Source organism: Microbispora sp. NPDC046933 (assembly GCF_040644635.1).
Taxonomy (GTDB): Bacteria; Actinomycetota; Actinomycetes; order Streptosporangiales; family Streptosporangiaceae; genus Microbispora.
Map to the genome: position 1 here is coordinate 36,275 of NZ_JBEYWW010000020.1, position 17,802 is coordinate 54,076.

At 72.3% G+C, this 17,802-nt stretch carries 16 protein-coding genes and 1 pseudogene; 10 read left to right on the top strand and 7 right to left on the bottom strand.

Going from position 1 to position 17,802, the window contains the following annotated elements; translation table 11 throughout:
* Positions 1-28 precede the first annotated feature (28 nt).
* Positions 29-2,401 carry a helicase-associated domain-containing protein gene (locus ABZ857_RS25395; RefSeq protein WP_357046860.1) on the bottom strand — a complete coding sequence of 791 codons (2,373 nt, stop codon included), beginning with the start codon at positions 2,399-2,401 and terminating at the stop codon, positions 29-31.
* 209 nt (positions 2,402-2,610) lie between these two features.
* Here ABZ857_RS25395 and ABZ857_RS25400 point away from each other — a divergent pair, with 209 nt between their 5' ends.
* Positions 2,611-3,009 (top strand): cold shock domain-containing protein, encoded by a 399-nt coding sequence (locus ABZ857_RS25400; RefSeq protein ID WP_357046862.1) that lies wholly within the window; start codon positions 2,611-2,613, stop codon positions 3,007-3,009.
* Between the two features lie 78 nt (positions 3,010-3,087).
* Here ABZ857_RS25400 and ABZ857_RS25405 read toward each other — a convergent pair whose 3' ends face one another.
* Positions 3,088-4,347, bottom strand: coding sequence for an MFS transporter (locus ABZ857_RS25405; RefSeq protein WP_357046864.1), 1,260 nt, complete (start codon positions 4,345-4,347; stop codon positions 3,088-3,090).
* Between the two features lie 107 nt (positions 4,348-4,454).
* Here ABZ857_RS25405 and ABZ857_RS25410 point away from each other — a divergent pair, with 107 nt between their 5' ends.
* Positions 4,455-5,252: a DUF3027 domain-containing protein gene (locus ABZ857_RS25410; protein WP_357046866.1), complete on the top strand. Its 798-nt coding sequence runs from the start codon at positions 4,455-4,457 to the stop codon at positions 5,250-5,252.
* Positions 5,253-5,254: 2 nt separating this feature from the next.
* On the top strand, positions 5,255-8,224 hold the full coding sequence (locus ABZ857_RS25415) for a hypothetical protein (protein ID WP_357046868.1): 2,970 nt from the start codon (positions 5,255-5,257) through the stop codon (positions 8,222-8,224).
* 42 nt (positions 8,225-8,266) lie between these two features.
* On the opposite strand, the gene ABZ857_RS25420 is transcribed toward ABZ857_RS25415, so the two are convergent.
* On the bottom strand, positions 8,267-8,656 hold the full coding sequence (locus ABZ857_RS25420) for an FAD-dependent monooxygenase (RefSeq protein ID WP_357046870.1): 390 nt from the start codon (positions 8,654-8,656) through the stop codon (positions 8,267-8,269).
* Between the two features lie 382 nt (positions 8,657-9,038).
* Positions 9,039-9,473, bottom strand: a pseudogene (locus ABZ857_RS25425) (FAD-dependent monooxygenase); the annotation flags it as partial.
* A 155-nt stretch (positions 9,474-9,628) separates the two neighbouring features.
* On the opposite strand from ABZ857_RS25425, the gene ABZ857_RS25430 reads away from it, so the two are divergent.
* Positions 9,629-10,603, top strand: coding sequence for a TetR/AcrR family transcriptional regulator C-terminal domain-containing protein (locus tag ABZ857_RS25430; RefSeq protein WP_357046872.1), 975 nt, complete (start codon positions 9,629-9,631; stop codon positions 10,601-10,603).
* Positions 10,604-10,616: 13 nt separating this feature from the next.
* Here ABZ857_RS25430 and ABZ857_RS25435 read toward each other — a convergent pair whose 3' ends face one another.
* Positions 10,617-10,877: a DUF2530 domain-containing protein gene (locus ABZ857_RS25435; RefSeq protein WP_357046874.1), complete on the bottom strand. Its 261-nt coding sequence runs from the start codon at positions 10,875-10,877 to the stop codon at positions 10,617-10,619.
* A gap of 136 nt (positions 10,878-11,013) precedes the next feature.
* Here ABZ857_RS25435 and ABZ857_RS25440 point away from each other — a divergent pair, with 136 nt between their 5' ends.
* From ABZ857_RS25440 to ABZ857_RS25450, 3 genes are all read left to right on the top strand, one after another.
* Complete coding sequence (locus ABZ857_RS25440) at positions 11,014-12,477, top strand: NCS2 family permease (protein WP_357046875.1); 1,464 nt, start codon at positions 11,014-11,016, stop codon at positions 12,475-12,477.
* 72 nt (positions 12,478-12,549) lie between these two features.
* A complete protein-coding gene (locus ABZ857_RS25445) occupies positions 12,550-13,020 on the top strand; it encodes a helix-turn-helix transcriptional regulator (protein ID WP_357046877.1) in 471 nt (156 codons plus the stop codon).
* Positions 13,021-13,036: 16 nt separating this feature from the next.
* Positions 13,037-13,462: a VOC family protein gene (locus ABZ857_RS25450; protein WP_357046879.1), complete on the top strand. Its 426-nt coding sequence runs from the start codon at positions 13,037-13,039 to the stop codon at positions 13,460-13,462.
* 64 nt (positions 13,463-13,526) lie between these two features.
* Here ABZ857_RS25450 and ABZ857_RS25455 read toward each other — a convergent pair whose 3' ends face one another.
* Positions 13,527-14,207, bottom strand: a complete 681-nt coding sequence (locus tag ABZ857_RS25455) for an alpha/beta hydrolase (protein WP_357046881.1) — start codon at positions 14,205-14,207, stop codon at positions 13,527-13,529.
* Between the two features lie 273 nt (positions 14,208-14,480).
* Between ABZ857_RS25455 and ABZ857_RS25460 the strand changes: the two genes are divergently transcribed.
* From ABZ857_RS25460 to thpR, 3 genes are read left to right on the top strand one after another with little or no spacing between them, the layout of a single operon-like run.
* Entirely contained in the window at positions 14,481-14,924 is a 444-nt protein-coding gene (locus ABZ857_RS25460; protein ID WP_357046883.1) for a MarR family transcriptional regulator, read from the top strand.
* Between the two features lie 5 nt (positions 14,925-14,929).
* Entirely contained in the window at positions 14,930-16,183 is a 1,254-nt protein-coding gene (locus ABZ857_RS25465; RefSeq protein WP_357046885.1) for an MFS transporter, read from the top strand.
* The gene (gene thpR, locus ABZ857_RS25470; RefSeq protein ID WP_357046887.1) at positions 16,146-16,715 is read left to right on the top strand and encodes an RNA 2',3'-cyclic phosphodiesterase; all 570 of its coding nucleotides are present in this window, start codon (positions 16,146-16,148) and stop codon (positions 16,713-16,715) included. Before ABZ857_RS25465 ends, thpR begins: the two co-directional genes overlap by 38 nt.
* A gap of 100 nt (positions 16,716-16,815) precedes the next feature.
* On the opposite strand, the gene ABZ857_RS25475 is transcribed toward thpR, so the two are convergent.
* On the bottom strand, positions 16,816-17,784 hold the full coding sequence (locus tag ABZ857_RS25475) for an aldo/keto reductase (RefSeq protein WP_357046889.1): 969 nt from the start codon (positions 17,782-17,784) through the stop codon (positions 16,816-16,818).
* Between the last annotated feature and the right edge of the window lie 18 nt (positions 17,785-17,802).

Here is a 17,802-nt window from a genome sequence, read left to right on the forward strand (position 1 = left end):
AGAGGCCTCAAGGTTTACCACGGATATGTCATCGGCCGATCTCGGCGATGCCCGTGATGCGGTGCAGGGCGAAGCGGTGGACCGTCGCCCGGGTCTCGTCGTACGCGGTGAGGTAGCCGCCCTCCATCCGAGCCGGTTCGAGGATGCGGCTCGTGGCGTGTCCCTGCGAGTCGAGGTAGCCGATCCACACCCGCGCCCCCTGCCGGATGGCCTCCTGGAGCGCGCTGATCGTGGCGGTCGCGGGGGAGCGGGGCACCTGGCCCTCCGGCGCCTCGACGGGCCGCCGCCGCGAGTCTCCCGCCCGCATCGCCCGTACGGCCGCGGCGAGCACCTCGGGGTCTGGCGCGGTGTTCGCGGTCAGGCGGGCGACGAGCTGCCCCTCGGTCCGCCGGGCGTCGGCCCGCGCGACGACCACGTCGCCCTCCAGCGACTCGGCCACCGGCGCGTATCCCATCGCCCGCAGCGAGTCGACCAGCGCGGCCCGGGACGTCTTGGACGCCAGCACCGTCGGTGCGAGCCGCCGCAGCCGCAGCAGGTGGGCCCGCTTGTCGGCGAGCACCTCGTCGAGCAGGGCCGGGTCGTCGCACCGGATGTAGGCCGACGCCGTGCCGACCCGGATGCGGCCGTGGCGGCGGGCGACGTCGGTCACCAGGTATGACAGCGGCTGGGGGACCGGGGTGGCCGAGTGGCGCTCCAGCATGGCGAGCAGGTCGCCGGCCGAGTGTCCCGCGTCGAGCGCCCGGCGGATCGACTGCTCGGAGAAGCGGTACACCGTCGCCCCGCCCTTGCTTTCCACGTCGGCCGTGAGCGCGAGCCTGCGGCCGAGGTCGGTGGTCAGCGGGCCCGGCGCCACGGCCGTGAGGTCGGCCTGCAGCAGCACGTGGTCGACCGGCTCCGGCAGCAACGGCGCCAGCAGGCCGGCCGCCCCGCCGTCTCCGCGCGCGACCGCACGGCCGTGGGTGGCCGGCACGCCGAGCCCGGTCACGCCGATGTGCTCGGCCTCGCGCAGCGCGAAGCGTACGAGCCGGTCGCGCAGCGCGGGGCGGCGGCGGGGCTGCTCCCAGGCGAGCCGGGCCAGCACGGACTCGGGCGTCGGCGCGAGGCCGGGCGGGGCCGACTCCAGCACGGCGAGCGTGCGCGCCCGCGTCTGGGCGGCCCCCGGCCTGCGCAGGTCGGGGTGGAGGGCGTTCAGCGGGCGGTCGCGGTCGTCCCGCTCGCCGATCAGCCCGGGGGCGCGTTCCATTGCGGCCCAGGCGTCGGCGAGCACCGCCCAGCGGTCCTCGGTGGCCTTGATCCGCCAGCCGTCGTAGCCGCCCGTCGGCAGCCATTCCCCCTCGCCCGCGGCGACCAGCCCGGCCGCGTGCGCGACCTCGACGACCAGCCCCGCCGCCCACTCCGGCAGGTCGAGGAGCTGGGCCGTCCGCCTGAGGTCCCGTACGGCGAGGCCGCCCGCGCGCAGCACGCCCGGCGGGTCCACGCTCCACACCTCGCACAGCTCCTCGACCGTGCGCACGAATGTGAACGCCTGCCCGGCGGCCGTGCGGTCGGCCAGATCCTGGTCGCGTACGGGCCCCTCCAGGGCGGGCGGGCCGGGGGAAAGGTCGCGGTGCACCCGGCCGTCGCGCAGCACGAGGGCGACCTCGCGGGGGAGAGCGACGGTCTCCTCCCCGGTCGCGCCCAGCAGCCCGCGGGCCAGCAACTGTTCGATGGGCGACTGCGCGCTCGCCGCGTCCACCTCGCGGCGGGCGTTCGGCAGCCGCCCGCTGGCCGGGCCCCAGACGAGCTCGTCCAGGGCCGCCCTGGCCTGCGGGGAGACCTCGCCGACGAGGCGGGCGACCGTCGCGGGATCGGCCAGCAGCGCCGCGAGTCGCTCCCTGGCCGGCCGCCCTCCATCCACCTCCCCGCCGCCCTCGTACGCCGGGTCGATGTCGCGCAGGAGCACGTCGAGCCGTTCCGGCGGGTGGTGGCGGAACACCTCGCCGGCCGGCGGCCCCAGGGAGGCCGGGGGTTCGAGCGCGTCGGCCACTCCCGGCGCGGGCAGCAGCGCGTCCTCGGGCCCGTAGACCAGGGCGCGCGTGGTCAGCAGGTCGAGCGCCGCGTCGAGGGCGGGCCCGACCGCCTCGCCGTCCGGATCACCGGGAACGGCACGGCGGAGCAGGGACAGCAACGTCTCACGGTCGGCGGGGCCGGGCCGCAGGGCCAGCGTCTCCAGCACGGCGAGCGAGAACCGGTCGAGCCGGTCGAGCGCCCGGCCGATGGCCGAGGGGCTGCAGGCGCGGGTGGCGAGACCGTCGATGTGGGCGGGGACGGGCGTCACGAGCTCGGGCCGCGCCGCCACGAGCGCCCGCAGTCGCTCGTCGGAACGGCCGCGCAGCCACTCGCTGAAGTCCGTGCCCGTCATCCTCTCCATGGTAGGGCGGGGCGTTCATCCGGCCGCCGGAGCGCCCTTGCGGCAGGGAATTTCGCGCACTCACACGGCTCCGCGACAGAAGATCCACAAGAATCTCGTCATGGGATGCTTGATTGGCCATGGAGTGGGTCCACGGGGCCTGTCTCGGGGCATAACCTACCTACAGTCACCTTCACGACAGTCTGAACGAGGTCACCCCTGTGCCGAGTGGCAAGGTCAAGTGGTACGACGCCGACAAGGGTTTCGGCTTCCTCACCCGCGACGACGGCGGTGAGGTCTTCGTGCATTCCTCCGCCCTGCCCAAGGGGGTCGAGGCGCTCAAGCCCGGGCAGAAGGTCGAGTTCGGTGTCGCCGAGAGCCGCCGCGGCCAGCAGGCGCTCTCGGTGCGGGTGATCGACCAGCCCCCGACGCTGGCCAAGACCGCCAAGGGCAAGACCAAGCGGAAGAAGCCCGACGAGATGGTCGTGATCGTCGAGGATCTGATCAAGCTGCTCGACGACATCTCCAACTCCTACCAGCGGGGCAAGCACCCGGACGCGGCGCACGCGAAGAAGATCGCGACCGTGCTGCGCGCCGTCGCCGACGACCTGGACGCCTGATCGCGTGCCTCCCCGCCGCCCGGCCAGGCCTGGGCGGCGGGGAGCGGCGAGGGCGGCGGGTGTGGCGGGCTCGGGAGTTCAGGTGACCGCGGCGGCGCGGGCGGCGATCCTGCGGCGGCGGAGCACGACGAGGCGGCCGAAGGAGAGCGCGAGGGCGGCGGACATCACGCCGAGCCCGGCGGGACCGGCCACGAACAGCGACATCACCAGGCCCAGCAGGCCGCCGAGGACCCAGGCGATCTGGAGCAGCGTCTCGGCGACGCCGAACGCCGAGGAGCGCACCTCCTCGCCGATCTCCCGTTGCACGATGGCGTCGAACGCGAGCTTGCCGAGGCCCTGGGCGAACGCGCCCACGAGGGCCACGGCGGCGGCGGTCCACACGGTGAAGAAGAACGCCGCGGCGACGGTGGCGACCGTGGCCAGCGCGAGCGTGGCCATGACGGTCAGGTGCGGTGACCGCGAGCGGGACCAGGAGCCCGCGGCGGCCCCGGCCAGGCCGCCCGCGCCCGCGGCGGCGGCCAGCAGCGCCAGCGCGACCTTCGGGTCCACACCGCGCAGGTGGCCGTCCTGGACGAGGAACAGCAGGAAGAACACGAGGAAGCCCGACTGGACCCGGATCGCGGCGTTGGCGCCCATGGCCTCGCCCACCACCGGGCCCAGGTTGAGCACGGTGCGCCAGCGGGGGCGTGGCTCGGCCTCCTCCAGGTCGGGCGCGTCCACGTGCCGCGGCAGCCGTACGGCGAAGACCCCGGACAGCAGGAACAGCGGCACGGCGCCGCGCAGCACCCAGTCGGCCCCGGCGGCGGCGGACAGGCCGGTGGCCACGCCGGCGCCGACGCCGGCCGACACCAGCGCGAACAACGCGACCCTGGCGTTGGCGGTCACCAGCGGGATGTCGGCGGGCAGCACGCTCGGCATGATCGCCGCCCGGGACACGTTGTAGGCCTTCGACAGGACCAGCACGGCGAGCGCGGATGGGAACAGCGTGACGGCGTCGGAGGTGTGGATCGCGCCGGCCATCCCCCAGCACAGCAGGCCCCGCGCGAGCAGGGTGCCGGCCATGATGTAGCGGCGGCCCGAGCGGAGCCGGTCGAGCACCGGCCCGACGAAGGGCGCCACCACCGCGAACGGCAGCATGGTGATCAGCAGGTACGCCGCGACCTGGCCGCGGGCCTGGCCGACCGGCAGCCCGAACAGCAGCGCCCCGGCGAGAGCCACGGTGACCAGCGCGTCTCCGGCCGAATGCGCGGCCGTCAACTCGATGAGGCGGCCGAGGCCGGTGCGCCCCGCTCCCTGGGCGTGCGTGAGCCGGCGCGTCGCCCGCGCCGGCGCTCTCACAACACGCGTAACTTTCGCCCAAATCTTCACCATAGGCACCGAGGGTCCTTCCAAGATTTGCCCATCGAGCCGGTGCGGTCCGCTCGCGGCGTGGGTGAAAATGGAGTGTGAGTCGTACCCGAATCCGTAGCACTCCAGTCGACCAGGCCTGTGCGGCGGCGGTCGACCTCGCCCGCCGGGCCGCCGAGGAGATCGCGCGCCCCGGGGAGGTGGGAGAGCACCTGGGCTTCGACAACGAGGGCGACCGGGTCGTCACCCATTACTTCGAGTGCCTCGACCGCGCCTACCTCGGCTGGCGCTGGGCGGTCACCGTCGCCCGGGCCTCCCGCGCCCGCGTCGTGACCGTGAGCGAGACCGTGCTGCTGCCCGGCTCGGGCGCGCTGCTCGCTCCCGCCTGGGTGCCGTGGAACGAGCGGCTGCGCCCGGGTGACCTCGGCGTGGGCGATCTGCTGCCGGCCGAGGCCGACGACGACCGGCTCGTGCCCGGGTTCGCCTCCGCCGACGAGGACATCGACAAGCAGATGATCTTCGAGTTGGGCCTGGGACGCGCCCGCGTCCTGTCGGTGCTCGGCCGCGACCTCGCCGCGCGGCGCTGGGCCGCCGGTGAGGCGGGACCGCACACCCCGATCGCGCACGCCGCCCCCGCGCAGTGCTCCACCTGCGGCTTCTACTGGCCGCTCGCCGGAGCGCTGGGCCTCGGCTTCGGCGTCTGCGCCAACGAGTACGCGCCGGACGACGGCCGCGTGGTGTCCGCCGACCACGGCTGCGGGGCGCACTCCGAGGCGACCACCGTGCCCTCGATGGTCATGGACCCGGCGCCCCCGATCCTGGACGACATGGGATACGACATCATCGAGTCGGGCTCCGTGGACGAGGCCGGCTCCGAACCCCTGGGTCACGCCTGATCATGTTCGACACCGCGCGCCTGCGTGACACCGTTCTCGCGGCCTGGACGGCCTCGCCTGCCCGCTTCCGCGAGGACGCCAACGCCGAAGAGGACTTCGCCCTCGGCGGCTACCGCGACCGGCTGGTCGTGGAGCTCGCCCAGAACGCCGCCGACGCCGCGCTGCGGGCCGGCGTGCCCGGCCGCCTGCGGCTGACGCTCGCCGACGGCGTGCTGCTGGCCGCCAACGTCGGCGCGCCGCTCGACCAGACCGGGGTCGAGGGCCTGTCCACCCTCCGGGTCTCCGGCAAGAAGGACGAGGCGGGAGCGGCCGGCCGGTTCGGCGTCGGCTTCGCCGCCGTGGTGTCGGTCACCGACGCGCCCTCGATCGCCTCCAGAGCGACTGGAGGAGTGCGCTGGTCCCGGGAGGAGACCGCCGCACTGGTCGCCGCCCGGCCGGAGCTCGCCGCCGAGCTGGAGGGCCGCGAGGGGCACGTCCCGCTGCTGCGGCTGCCGTTCTCCGACGACTCCCTCGACGTTCCCGAGGGCTTCGACACGCTGGTCCGGCTCCCGCTGCGCGACCAGGCCGCCGAGCAGGCCGTACGGCGGATGCTTGAGGAGGCGGGGCCCGCGCTGCCGCTGTCGATGCCGGCGCTGGAGACCGTCGAGATCGAGGTGGACGGACGGACCCGCACGATCTCGGCCGAGGGCTGGCACGTGGTCGCCGAGTCCGGCACGTTCACCCCGGAGCAGGTGGCCGAGCTGTTCGCCGACCGGCCGACCGAGGAGCGGGCCCGGCCCTACTGGGAGGTCCGCTGGGCCGTCCCCGGCGACCGCCGCGGTGACGTCCGCGGGGTTGTGCACAGGGTGGTGCACGCGCCGACGCCGAGCGACGAGCCGCTCGACCTGCCCGCCCTGCTGATCGCGTCGTTCCCGATGACCACCGACCGGCGGCACGTCGCCCCCGGGCCGCTCACCGACTTCCTGGTCGCCCGGGCCGCCGAGGCGTACGTACGGCTGCTTGGGGAGCTCCCGGCGACTCCGGACCTGCTCGACCTCGTGCCCGGACTGATGGGCAAGGGCGCGCTCGACGCGGCGATCAGGCGGGAGATCGTCAGGGCGCTGCCGGACACGCCGCTGCTGCCGACGATCTCCGAGGGCGTCGTGCCGGGAAATCAGGCGCGGGCGGTCGAGGGGACGGCCGAGTTCCTGGCGAGGATCGCCGGCATCGTCCCCGGGCTGCTGCCCGCGGGCTGGGCCTCCCGGCATCCGGCCCTGACCACGCTCGGCGTGCGCCGGGTCGACCTGGCCGACGTCGTGGACATGCTCTCCGGCGAGGCCGTGGAGGACAAGGACCCGGCGTGGTGGCGGGCGCTGTACGAGGTGCTGCCCGCCGACGACCTGGAGGCGGTCGGCGCGATCGCCGTGCCGCTGGCCGACGGCCGCCTCGTGCGTGGCCCGCGTGGCACGCTCGTGCTGTCGCAGGAGTCGGGCTCTCTTGACCCTGCTCTGCTCGCGCCGCTCGGGCTGCGGATCGTCCACCCGGACGCCGCACACCCGCTGCTGCTGCGGCTGGGCGCGGCCGAGGCGACCCCGCGTACGGTGATCGAGGACCCGCTCACCCACGCGGCCGTGTCCGAGTCGCTGAACAGCGCCGACCCCGAGCCGGTGGCCCAGGCCGTGCTGGCCCTGGTCGACGCGGCGGGCCTGACCGCGGGAGAGGCCCCGTGGCTGGCCGAGCTGGCGCTGCGCGGCGCCGACGGCGAGCTGTACGCGGCGGGCGAGCTGCTGCTGGCCGAGGGCTCGCTGGCCGGCCTGATCGACCCCGAGGTGCCGTTCGGCGTCGCCGCCCCCGACCTGGTGGAGAAGTTCGGCCCGCACGTGCTGGCGGCGGCCGGGGTGCTCGACGGCTTCGCCGTGGTCAACGACTCCGACGTGCTGCTCGACCCCGCCGAGTGCGACCACGACCTCGACCTTGAGGACGAGTGGCTTGAGGCCGTGCTCGACCTGCTGCACGATTCACTGAACACCGGCCTCGACGTGCCGCCGGTGGTCCGCGAGTTCACCGCCGTGCGCGACCTGGAGTACGTCGCGGACTGGCCGAGCGCGCTCGCGCTGCTGTCGCGGCCCCCGCTGCGCGCCGCCCTGCGGCCCATGCGGGTGCTCGCCGCGGGGGAGACCGTCGAGGTGCCGTCGTACACGGCCTGGTGGCTGTCGCGGCACCCGGTGCTCGGCGGGCGCAGGCCGACGGAGCTGCGGCTCCCGGCGGGCGACCCGCTGCTGTTCGGCCTGTACGGCGAGGCGCCCTCGGGGATCGACGGGGACGCGCTGAAGATGATCGGCGTCCGGTCCACCCTCGCAGAGCTGCTCGACTCGCACGGCGGCCCGGAAGAGCTGCTCGACCTGCTGGCCGACTCGTCCCTGGAGGTCGACCGGGCCCAGCTGCGGTCCCTGTGGATCGCGCTGGCGGCCGTGGATCCCACCCGGGTGAGCCCGCCCGAGGCCGTACGCGCCGTGCTGAAGGGCACGGTCACGGTCGCGGACGTCGAGGACGGCCCGGTCGTGGTGGAGGCGCCCGACCTGCTCCCCCTGGTCGAGGACCGGCCGCTCGTGCTCGCGCCGTTCGACCTCGCCGAGGCGTTGTCGGAGGTGCTCGACCTGCCGCTCGCCGGGGAGGTGGTCACCGGGGCGGTCACCTCGGCCGGGACCGACAAGCCCGTGCCGCCCGAGGTGCGCTCGCTGCTGCCCGGCGCCCCCGCGACGTACGTCGAGCACGACGAGCTGCTCGTGGACGGCAGGCCGGTGCCGTGGCGGTTCTTCGAGGGCATGGTGCACGCCACCGGCGTCGACGGCCTGGCCAGGGGCCTAGCCTGGGCGTCCGGCCAGTGGGGCGACCGCCTCGCCGTGGCGGCGCTCCTGCGCGACCCGGCGCGGGTCCCCCTGCTGCTCGCCGAGGCCGACCTCGACCCCACAACCTCAATCCAACCGTCGTAGGAGATTCGGCCGGACGCGGCGAGGCACGGCGCGCCCCCGGCCTCAGCGCAGGACCGGCAGGTCGTAGTCGGGCAGGTCGATGTTCGACGCCTTGGCGAACTGCGAGGCGATCAGATTCCGCATCGGCCAGCGCGTCATGACGCGCATGGAGGCGGTCCGCATCCGGATCGCGAGCGCGGTGGAGGGCGCGAAGCCGTTGACGCCGCCGGGCGGCAGCTTCTGCGCCTCGCCGACGTAGGGGTGCATGATCCGTTCGTAGTTGCGCAGCGCGACGCGGTGGTCGCCGGTGGCGGCGAGCTCGCCGGCCAGGACGTACGCGCCGACCAGGGCGAGGCTGGTGCCCAGACCGGTCAGCGGCGTCGGGCAGTAACCGGCGTCGCCGAGGAGCACCACCCGGCCGTGCGACCACCGGTCGAGACGCACCTGCCCCACGGATTCCAAGAGGAAGTCGGACCCCTTCGGCCATCGCGGTGAGCAGCCGCGGCGTCTCCCACCCGGCGCCCGCGAAGCGGTCGGCGACGATCGCTTTCTGCGCGGCGACGTCCCGGCGGTCGTAGGTGATCGGCGCGGAGCGGAAGCCGAAGCTGACCTTGACCTCGCCGGGCAGGCGCCCGGGCCGTGCCGAGGCGACGAGGCCGCCGGGGGCGTTGTACATCTGGTACCAGCCGTCGAGGTCCAGCTCGTCACGGGCCGTGAACCACGAGATGTAAAGACCCAACGGGTGGATGCGGTGCGCCTGCGGGCCGAAGGCCAGCGCGCGTACGGCCGAGTGCAGCCCGTCCGCGCCGACGACCAGCGCGAACCGGCGCGGTGCGGACTTCTCGAAGGTGACGTTCACCCCGTCGTCGTCCTGCTCCAGTCCGGTGACAGTGTCGTCGAACACGTACTCGGTGTGCGGAAGCGACGCCTCGTAGAAGAGACGGGCGAGATCACCCCGCAGGATCTCGATCTCGGACACGATGCCCTCGCCGCCGAAGCTGTCGGCCGGGAGGCGGGCCCTGTCGCGGCCCTTTTTGTCGACCACGGCGATGCCGCGCTGCTCGACGGCGATCGCCCGCGCCTGGTCGAGCAGGCCCATCCGGGCGACCACCGTACGGCCCGCGCCGCGCAGGTCAACGGTCTGACCGCCCGGGCGGGGAGCGGGCGCGCGCTCGACGATCGTGACGGCGAAGCCCGCCCTGCCCAGCCAATAGGCCAGCACGGGTCCGGCGATCCCGCCGCCGGATACGAGGATTTCCTGGTTCGGCATAGTGCAGACTGTACGGCGTACGCATTGGACGGACAAGCCACTTTCAGTAGGGAAATATGGGATACAGCACTAGTGCACTGGTGGTCCGTGAGTGGCAGTGCGCGGTGTCGCCGCAACGTACGCGGCTACAGTGGTGCACTAGTGCGGGAGGTGTGGTGACCGGTCCGGGCGCAGGGCGTTACCAGGAGATCGCCGCGGAGATACGCAGGCGGATCGAGGCGGGCGAGCTCCGGCCGGGCGACCGCGTGCCGTCGACGCGGGAGATCGTCCGGGAGTGGGGAGTCGCGATGGCGACCGCGACGAAGGTCCTCACCGAGCTGCGCCGCGATGGGCTCGTCCGCGCCGTACCGGGCGTTGGCACGGTCGTCGGCGCTGGTGATCGTCCGGTGCGGCCGCCCGCGGACGGCTACGGCGGGGTGGCCTCGGCAGGGGCGCCCGCCCGTGCCACGCGGCGGAACATCCCGGACGGACTGCTCACGCCCGAGCGGATCACCATGACGGCCATCGCGGTCGCCGATGCCGAAGGGCTCGGGGCGGTCTCGATGCGCCGTGTGGCTGCCGAGCTCGGGGTGGCGACGATGTCGCTGTACCGGCACGTCGCGGACAAGGACGCCCTGCTGCTCCAGATGATGGACACGATCTTCGGGCGGATGCGGTTGCCCGAACAGCCGCCACGGCACTGGCGCGACAGGATCGAGCTGGCCTCCCGGATGCTGTGGGCGACGTTCCGGCGGCATCCGTGGCTCGCGCCGGCGATGTCGGTGACACGGCCGCAGCTCATCCCCAATGCGTTCCCGTTCATGGAATGGGTGCTCGGGGCTCTCGACGAGCACGGCCTCGACCCGGTGACGATGTTCACCGCCTACATCACCGTGTTCAACCACATCCGTGGCACCGCGATCAACCTGGAGTTCGAGGCGGAGGCCGAGGCGCTCACAGGGCTGAACGCCGACGAGTGGATGGACGCCCACCAGCCGGCGTTCGAGGCGATCACGGCCGGCGGTGGGCTGCGGCTGTTCGAGCGGCTCAGCGCGGCCGGCGGATTCGACTTCGACATGGACGCCCTGTTCGAGTTCGGCCTGCAGCGACTTCTCGACGGCATCGCGATGTTCCTCGCCGAGACACGCTGAGCGGGGGCCGCGGTCAGGGGCGGTGGGGTTCTGACTCGCCGACCTCGGCGGCGGGGGCGGTCTCGCGCAGCCGGGCGTCGCGGCGGCGGATGTACAGGAGCCCGAACAGGCCGAGGCCGATCCCGGCGACGCAGACCCAGACCGGTCGCGGATCGGCCGGTCTGACCACCAGCAGCACGACGGCCAGGGCGATCACCCACAGGGCCGTCCCGACCAGGATCGTGGGGGTGTCCCTCGTCCTGAGAGGCATGGGGTCCGGCCGGCGCTCGCTCACGGCAGCCAGCTTAGAAGGTCGCGGCAGCGAGCCGGTATTTTTATGACAAACCAGTCACGAAAGGACAACGCTGCTCCCCTGGCTCTTTCCGCGGATGGTAAGGGCCTGCGACTCTGCGCGCGTGAATGCGAACCCCATGAACACCCCTAATTTCCTCGATCGATACTTCTCCATCTCCGCCCGTGGATCCACCGTCGGACAGGAGGTCCGCGGCGGTTTCGCCACCTTCTTCACGATGGCCTACATCGTGGTGCTCAACCCGCTCATCATCGGCACCGTCGCCGACAAGACGGGCCAGTTCCTCGGCGACGGGGAGAACCCCAACATCGCGCTGGTCGCCGCGGCCACCGCGTTCGCCGCCGGCATTCTCACGATCATCATGGGCGTCTTCGGCCGGGTGCCGTTCGCCCTGGCCACCGGCCTCGGACTGAACGCCTTCCTCGCCTTCGGCATCGCCAGCCAGATGTCGTGGGAGGACGCGATGGGCCTGGTGGTGCTGGAGGGCATCGTCATCGCGATCCTCGTGGTGACGGGCTTCCGGGTGGCGGTGTTCCATGCGATCCCGGCACAGCTCAAGACCGCGATCAGCGTGGGCATCGGCCTGTTCATCGCGCTGATCGGGTTCGTCGACGCCGGTTTCGTCCGGCGCATGCCCGACGCGGGCGGCACGACGGTCCCGGTCAAGCTCGGCGCGCTGGGCAACGGCTCGCTGACCGGGTGGCCGACCCTCGTCTTCGTCGTCGGCCTGCTCGTGACGGCCTTCCTCGTCGCCCGCAGGGTCAAGGGCGCCATCCTGCTCGGGATCGTCGGCACCACCGTGCTCGCCATGATCGTGGAGGCGATCGGCAAGATCGGAGCGCAGACCCCCGACGGAAGCAACCCCAACGGGTGGTCGCTCAACGTGCCCGCGTGGCCGAAGAACTTCATCGAGCTGCCCGACCTGTCGCTGCTCGGCCAGTTCAGCCTGTTCGGCAGCTTCGCCAAGATCGGCGGCCTGGCGGCCGTGATGTTCGTCTTCACCCTCATGCTCGCCGACTTCTTCGACACGATGGGCACGATCGTCGGTGTGGGCCGCCAGGCGAACCTGGTCCAGGAGGACGGGACCGTCGAGCGCACCAAGGAGATCCTGCTCGTCGACTCGCTCGCGGCGGCGGCCGGCGGCGCGGCCAGCGTCTCGTCCAACACCACCTACATCGAGTCGGCGGCCGGTGTCGGCGAGGGCGCGCGTACCGGCCTGGCGAGCATCGTCACCGGCGTGCTGTTCCTGCTGGCCATGTTCTTCGCCCCGCTGACGGAGATCGTGCCGTTCGAGGCGGCGACCCCGGCCCTCGTGGTCGTCGGCTTCCTCATGATGACCCAGGTCAAGGAGATCGACTTCAGCGACTTCGAGACCGCGATCCCCGCGTTCCTGACCATCGTGCTCATGCCGTTCACGTACTCGATCACCGCCGGAATCGGCGCGGGCTTCGTGAGCTACATCGCCATCAAGGCGTTCCGCGGCAAGGCGCGCGAGCTCCACCCCCTGCTGTGGCTGGTGGGCGCGCTGTTCGTCGTGTATTTCGCGCTGGAGCCCATCAAGAGCCTGCTCGGCCTGGGCTGACCCGCTCCCCGGGAGGCCGCCGCGGCGAGACGCCGCGGCGGCCTGTTCGTCTTTCCGCGTTAGGGTCGTGACGTGGCTGTGAGGGGACAGCGGACGGTGCCGGTGGAGTTGCTGCCGCGGCTGCGCCTGGCCAGGGACCGCATGGACCGCGACTACCAGAGCGAGCTCGATCTCGACGGGCTCGCGGCCGTCGCCGGGGTCTCCAAGTTCCACTTCGTCCGCTGCTTCGAGGCGGCGTACGGCGAGACCCCGATGCGTTACCTCACCCGGCGGCGGCTGGAACGCGCCCAGGACCTGCTGCGTTCCGCCAACCTGACGGTGACCGAGATCTGCATGGCCGTGGGCTTCAGCAGCCTGGGCTCGTTCTCGGCGAAGTTCCGCCGGATGGTGGGGGAGAGCCCGAGCGAGTACCGCGACCGGTGGGCGGCGCGCGGCGGTCCCCGCGTCCCCGGCTGCTACCTGTTCATGAACGGGGTGCTCGACCTTCGGGGCACGCCGGCCGAGGATTCCGCAATTTTGAAGAAGCCCAGGTCAAAGGGGTAGACGTAGCTTCGTCGGCATGATTGAGAACGTCTCCTTGATCACCCTCTACTGCAGGGATCAGGACGAGGCCCGCGACTTCTACGTGAACGTCCTCGGCTTCGTGTCCAACACCGACATCCAGATGGACGGGTTCCGCTGGGTGACCATCAGCCACCCGAACCAACCCGAGCTCGAGATCACGCTCATGAAGCCGGGGCCGCCGCTCGACGACGAGGGCGCCGACTTCTACCGCAGGCAGCTCGACAAGGGCCAGGCGGGCGGCCTGGGGCTGCGCGTGGACGACTGCCGTAAGACCTGCCAGGAGCTCACGGCCAAGGGCGTGACGGTCCTGCAGGAGCCCGCGGATCGGCCGTACGGGGTGGAGGCGGTCATCCGCGACAACCAGGGCAACTGGCTCGTCCTGGTTGAGCCGAAGGAGTTCACGCCGGAGGACTTCGCCTGACGCGCCCGCATGTCCGGGAGGCCCGGTCCCCACCCGGGGGCCGGGCCTCCCGGACGCAGGGCGGTCAGAGGTAGGACACCAGCCTGTCGGCGAGCTCGGCAGGACGGCTGAGGGCGACCAGGTGGCCCCCGGGCATCTCGTCCACCTCGACGCCGAGCCGTTCGCGGACCACCCGGCGCTGGAACTCCAGCGGGAACAGGCGGTCTTCACGACCCTGGAGGAAGCGCGTCGGCACGTCCGGCCACCTGTCCACCGGCCACGGGTGCGCGAACGGCGTGCCGGACTGGACGGTCTCGCCGTCGGCCAGGATCTTCTGTGTCACCTCGGGTGGCACATCGTGGAAAAAGTGGATCAGCGGGTCGACGCCGTCGCTCGCGGCGCGCCCCTCGCGCGCGGCCTGGCTCGCCATCGCCTCGGCCTGCCCCGTGGCCTCCCACCACTCTCCGGCCGTCTCCCCCGGGCGCGGAGTCATGGCGTTCAGCAGCACCACCAGGGCGACCGGCACGCGCAGGCACACCAACGGCGCGGTGTAGCCGCCCATCGACTGGGCGACCAGGACGGGCCGGGGAGTGTTCCCGACGGCCTTCACCACCGCGTCGGCGTACTCCTCGAATCCCGCGGAGTCGTCGGCGGCCGGAAGTTCCACGGGTATGGCCTCGTGACCTCGGCCGCGCAACTCCGGGACGAGTCGCTGCCAGTAAGAGGCGTTGCCGCCCGCCCCAGGGATGAGCACGAACGTCGCCATGCTCATCGCTCCCGTCTTGTCGAATACATGATCCCAATTTAGGTGGTCGTACGCCGTCGCAGGCCGGGCCCGCCCGCAGCCGCCGCCGCCGCCCAGGCGTACGAGCCGACCGAGCGGGGCGGGAAGTGGGCGACATCCTGCTCGCGCACGTCCCGATCGCCGTCGGTCCCGCGCCGGTACGGTGTGTCGCGATCACCGTGCAGAGATCGTGCAGAGCCGGACGATTTGGAGGAATGCGGACATGCGCCATATAGTTAGCAAAGGTAATGAGTCATGCTAACGAACATCCAGAACTTGCGCAGCGACGCCGCTCTCGCGTCCGCCCTGCGCGTGTCCCTCGCCCGGCTGACGCGGCGGATGCGCAAGCAGGCCGCGCACCACTCGCTGACGCCCACACAGCTCGCGACGCTCGTCGCCGTCGAGCGCCACACCGCAATGACCCCTGGCGAGCTCGCGGAGCACGAGAAGGTGCAGCCGCCCTCGATGACCCGCGTGATCGCCAAGCTGGAGGCCCGGGGTCTGCTGGAACGCAAACCACATCCGACCGACCGCCGGCAGGTGACGGTCAGCGTGACGCCGCAGGGGGCGGCGCTGCTCAAGGAGGAGCGCCGGACCAAGGAAGCCTGGCTGGCGCAGCGGCTCAAGGACCTGACGCCGGAGGAGAGGGCGACCCTGCGGGCGGCGGCGCCGATCCTGGAGAAGCTGTCCACGATGTAGGCGGCATGTTCCGCTCGCTGCGGAACTACAACTACCGCCTGTTCGCCTCCGGCGGCGTCGTCTCCAACGTCGGCACCTGGATGCAGCGCACCGCCCAGGACTGGCTGGTCCTCGACCTCGCACACGGCCGCGGCTCGGCGCTCGGCGTCACCGTGGCGCTGCAGTTCCTGCCGACGATGCTGTTCGGGATGTTCGGCGGGGTGATCGCGGACCGCTACCCCAAGCGCCGGATCCTCATGGTGGCCCAGACGCTCATGGGGCTGCTCGCGCTCACCATGGGCGCGCTGGTCCTCACGGGGACGGCCCAGGTCTGGCACGTGTACGCCATGGCGTTCACGCTCGGCCTGGTCTCCTGTGTCGAGGTGCCCACACGGCAGTCGTTCGTGGTCGAGATGGTGGGCCGGCGGGACCTGCCGAACGCCATCGCACTGAACAGCTCGACCTTCAACCTCGCCCGGGTCGTCGGCCCGGCGGTGGCCGGTCTGCTGATCTCCTGGATGGGCACCGGCCCGATCTTCGTGCTGAACGCCGCGTCGTTCGCCGCCGTGATCACCGGGCTCGCGCTCATGCGGGTGTCGGAGCTGCGCTCGCCTGAGCCCGTGCCGCGCGGGAAGGGACAGCTCCGCGAGGGCCTGCGCTACGTCGGCGGCCGGCCCGACCTGCTGCTGCCGCTGCTGCTCGTGGCGTTCATGGCGATCTTCGCGCAGAGCTTCTCGACCAGCATCGCGTTGATGGCCAAGCAGGCGTTCGGCGCGGGCGCGTCCTCCTTCGGTGTGGCGTCCAGCGCGTTCGCCGTCGGGGCGTTCGGCGGGGCGCTGCTGGCCGCGCGCCGGGTCAAGCCGAGCCGCCGGTTCCTGATCGCCGGGGCGCTGTGCTTCGGGCTGTTCCAGGTCGCCGCCGGGCTCGCCCCCGCGTACGCGGCGTTCCTGCTGATGCTGGTCCCCGCGGGCATGGCGATGATCACGGTCAACACGACCGCGAACACGATCGTGCAGCTCGGCGCCTCGCCCGAGATGCGCGGCCGGGTCATGGGGATCTACGTTCTGGTCTTCACCGGGGGAGCCCCGATCGGGGCGCCGCTGGTGGGCTGGCTCGCCGAACTGGCAGGTCCCCGGGTCTCGGTCGTGGCCGCCGGCGTGCTGAGCATGTGCGGCGTCTGCCTGGCGGTGCTGGTGACCCGGATGGTCGCGGCGCGCGTGGCGCGCAGGGAAGAATCGGCACGTGAGCAGATTGTTCGTGGCGCTGCTGCCGCCGCCTGAGGCGCTGGCGGAGCTCGCCACGGCGGTCGATCCCGTACGCGCCGAGTGGTCGGAGCTGCGCTGGGTCGATCCGGCGCTCTGGCACGTGACCGTGGCCTTCCTCGGCGAGGTGCCCGACGAGGTCCTGCCCGAGCTGCGCGTGCGGCTGACCCGCGCGGCCGCCCGATACTCCCCCGAGACGGTGTCGTTCGGCGGCGCCGGCGCCTTCCCCTCCGCCTCACGGGGACGCATCTTCTGGGTCGGCCTGGACGCCGGCCCGGCGCTGACGAGGCTCGCCGGGTCGGTGGCGGCCGGTGCCCGGCGAGCCGGGGCGGCGGAGACGGACCGCAAGCGGTTCCATCCCCACCTCACCCTGGCCCGGTCCAGGACCCGGTCACGCCACGGCGACGACCTGCGTCCCCTGGTCGGCGCTCTGAGCGCCTTCGGCGGGCGGCGCTGGGAGGTGTCGTCGGTGCACCTCGTACGCAGCCACATCGGGGCGAGCGTGCGGTACGAGCAGGTCGAGGCGTACCCATTGGCAGTCCGCGACTAGGCTCCATGACGTGGATCGTCCTCGTCGCTGGCTGTTGCCCACGGTGCTCGCGCTGCTCGTGCTCATCGTGATCGTCGGCGCGTTGCTCAACAACGCCTGATCACCAGGCGTACTCCTCCGGGGCGGTCTTGAAGCCGGGGAAGATCTCGTCGAGCCGGGCGAGCGCCTTGTCGTTCAGCTCGATCTCCAGCGCCCGGATCGTGCCGTCGAGCTGCTCGACCGTGCGGGGGCCGATGATCGGCGCGGTGACCGCCCGCTGGTGCAGCAGCCACGCCAGCCCCACGTTGGCCGGGTCCTCGCCGAGCTCGTCGCAGAACGCCTCGTACCGCTCGATCTTGTCGCGGTGCCTGTCGAGCTGGGCGACGATGTGGTCGGCCGCCGAGCGGCCCTTGTCGATCTTGCGGAGGATGCCGCCGAGCAGGCCGCCCGCGAGCGGGCTCCACGGGATCAGCCCGAGCCCGTAGTCCTCGCAGGCCGGGATGACTTCCAGCTCCGGCGCGCGGACGATCAGGTTGTAGTGGGACTGCTCGCTCACGAGGCCGAGCGAGTTGCGGCGGCGGGCCGACTCCTGGGCCTTGGCGATGTGCCAGCCGGCGAAGTTCGACGAGCCGACGTACAGGACCTTGCCCTGCTGCTTGAGGATGTCCATGGCCTCCCAGAACTCCTCGAACGGGGTGTCCCGGTCGATGTGGTGGGCCTGGTAGACGTCGATGTAGTCGGTCTGCATCCGGCGCAGCGAGGCCTCGGCCGCCCGCCGGATGTTCAGCGCGGACAGCTTCTCCTCGTTCGGCCAGTCGCCCATCGAGCCGTACAGCTTGGTGGCGATGACCGTCTTCTCCCGGCGGCCGCCGCCCTGGGCGAACCAGCGGCCGATGATGTTCTCGGTGATCCCCTCGCCCTTCACCCAGCCGTACACATTGGCCGTGTCGAAGAAGTTGATGCCGAGCTCGTGGGCGCGATCCATGATCGCGAAGGAGTCCTCTTCCGTGGTCTGCGGACCGAAGTTCATGGTCCCCAGGCAGAGCTTGCTGACCAGCAGGCCGGTGCGGCCAAGGTGTCCGTATTCCATGCCCTCCACCCTAGGTAC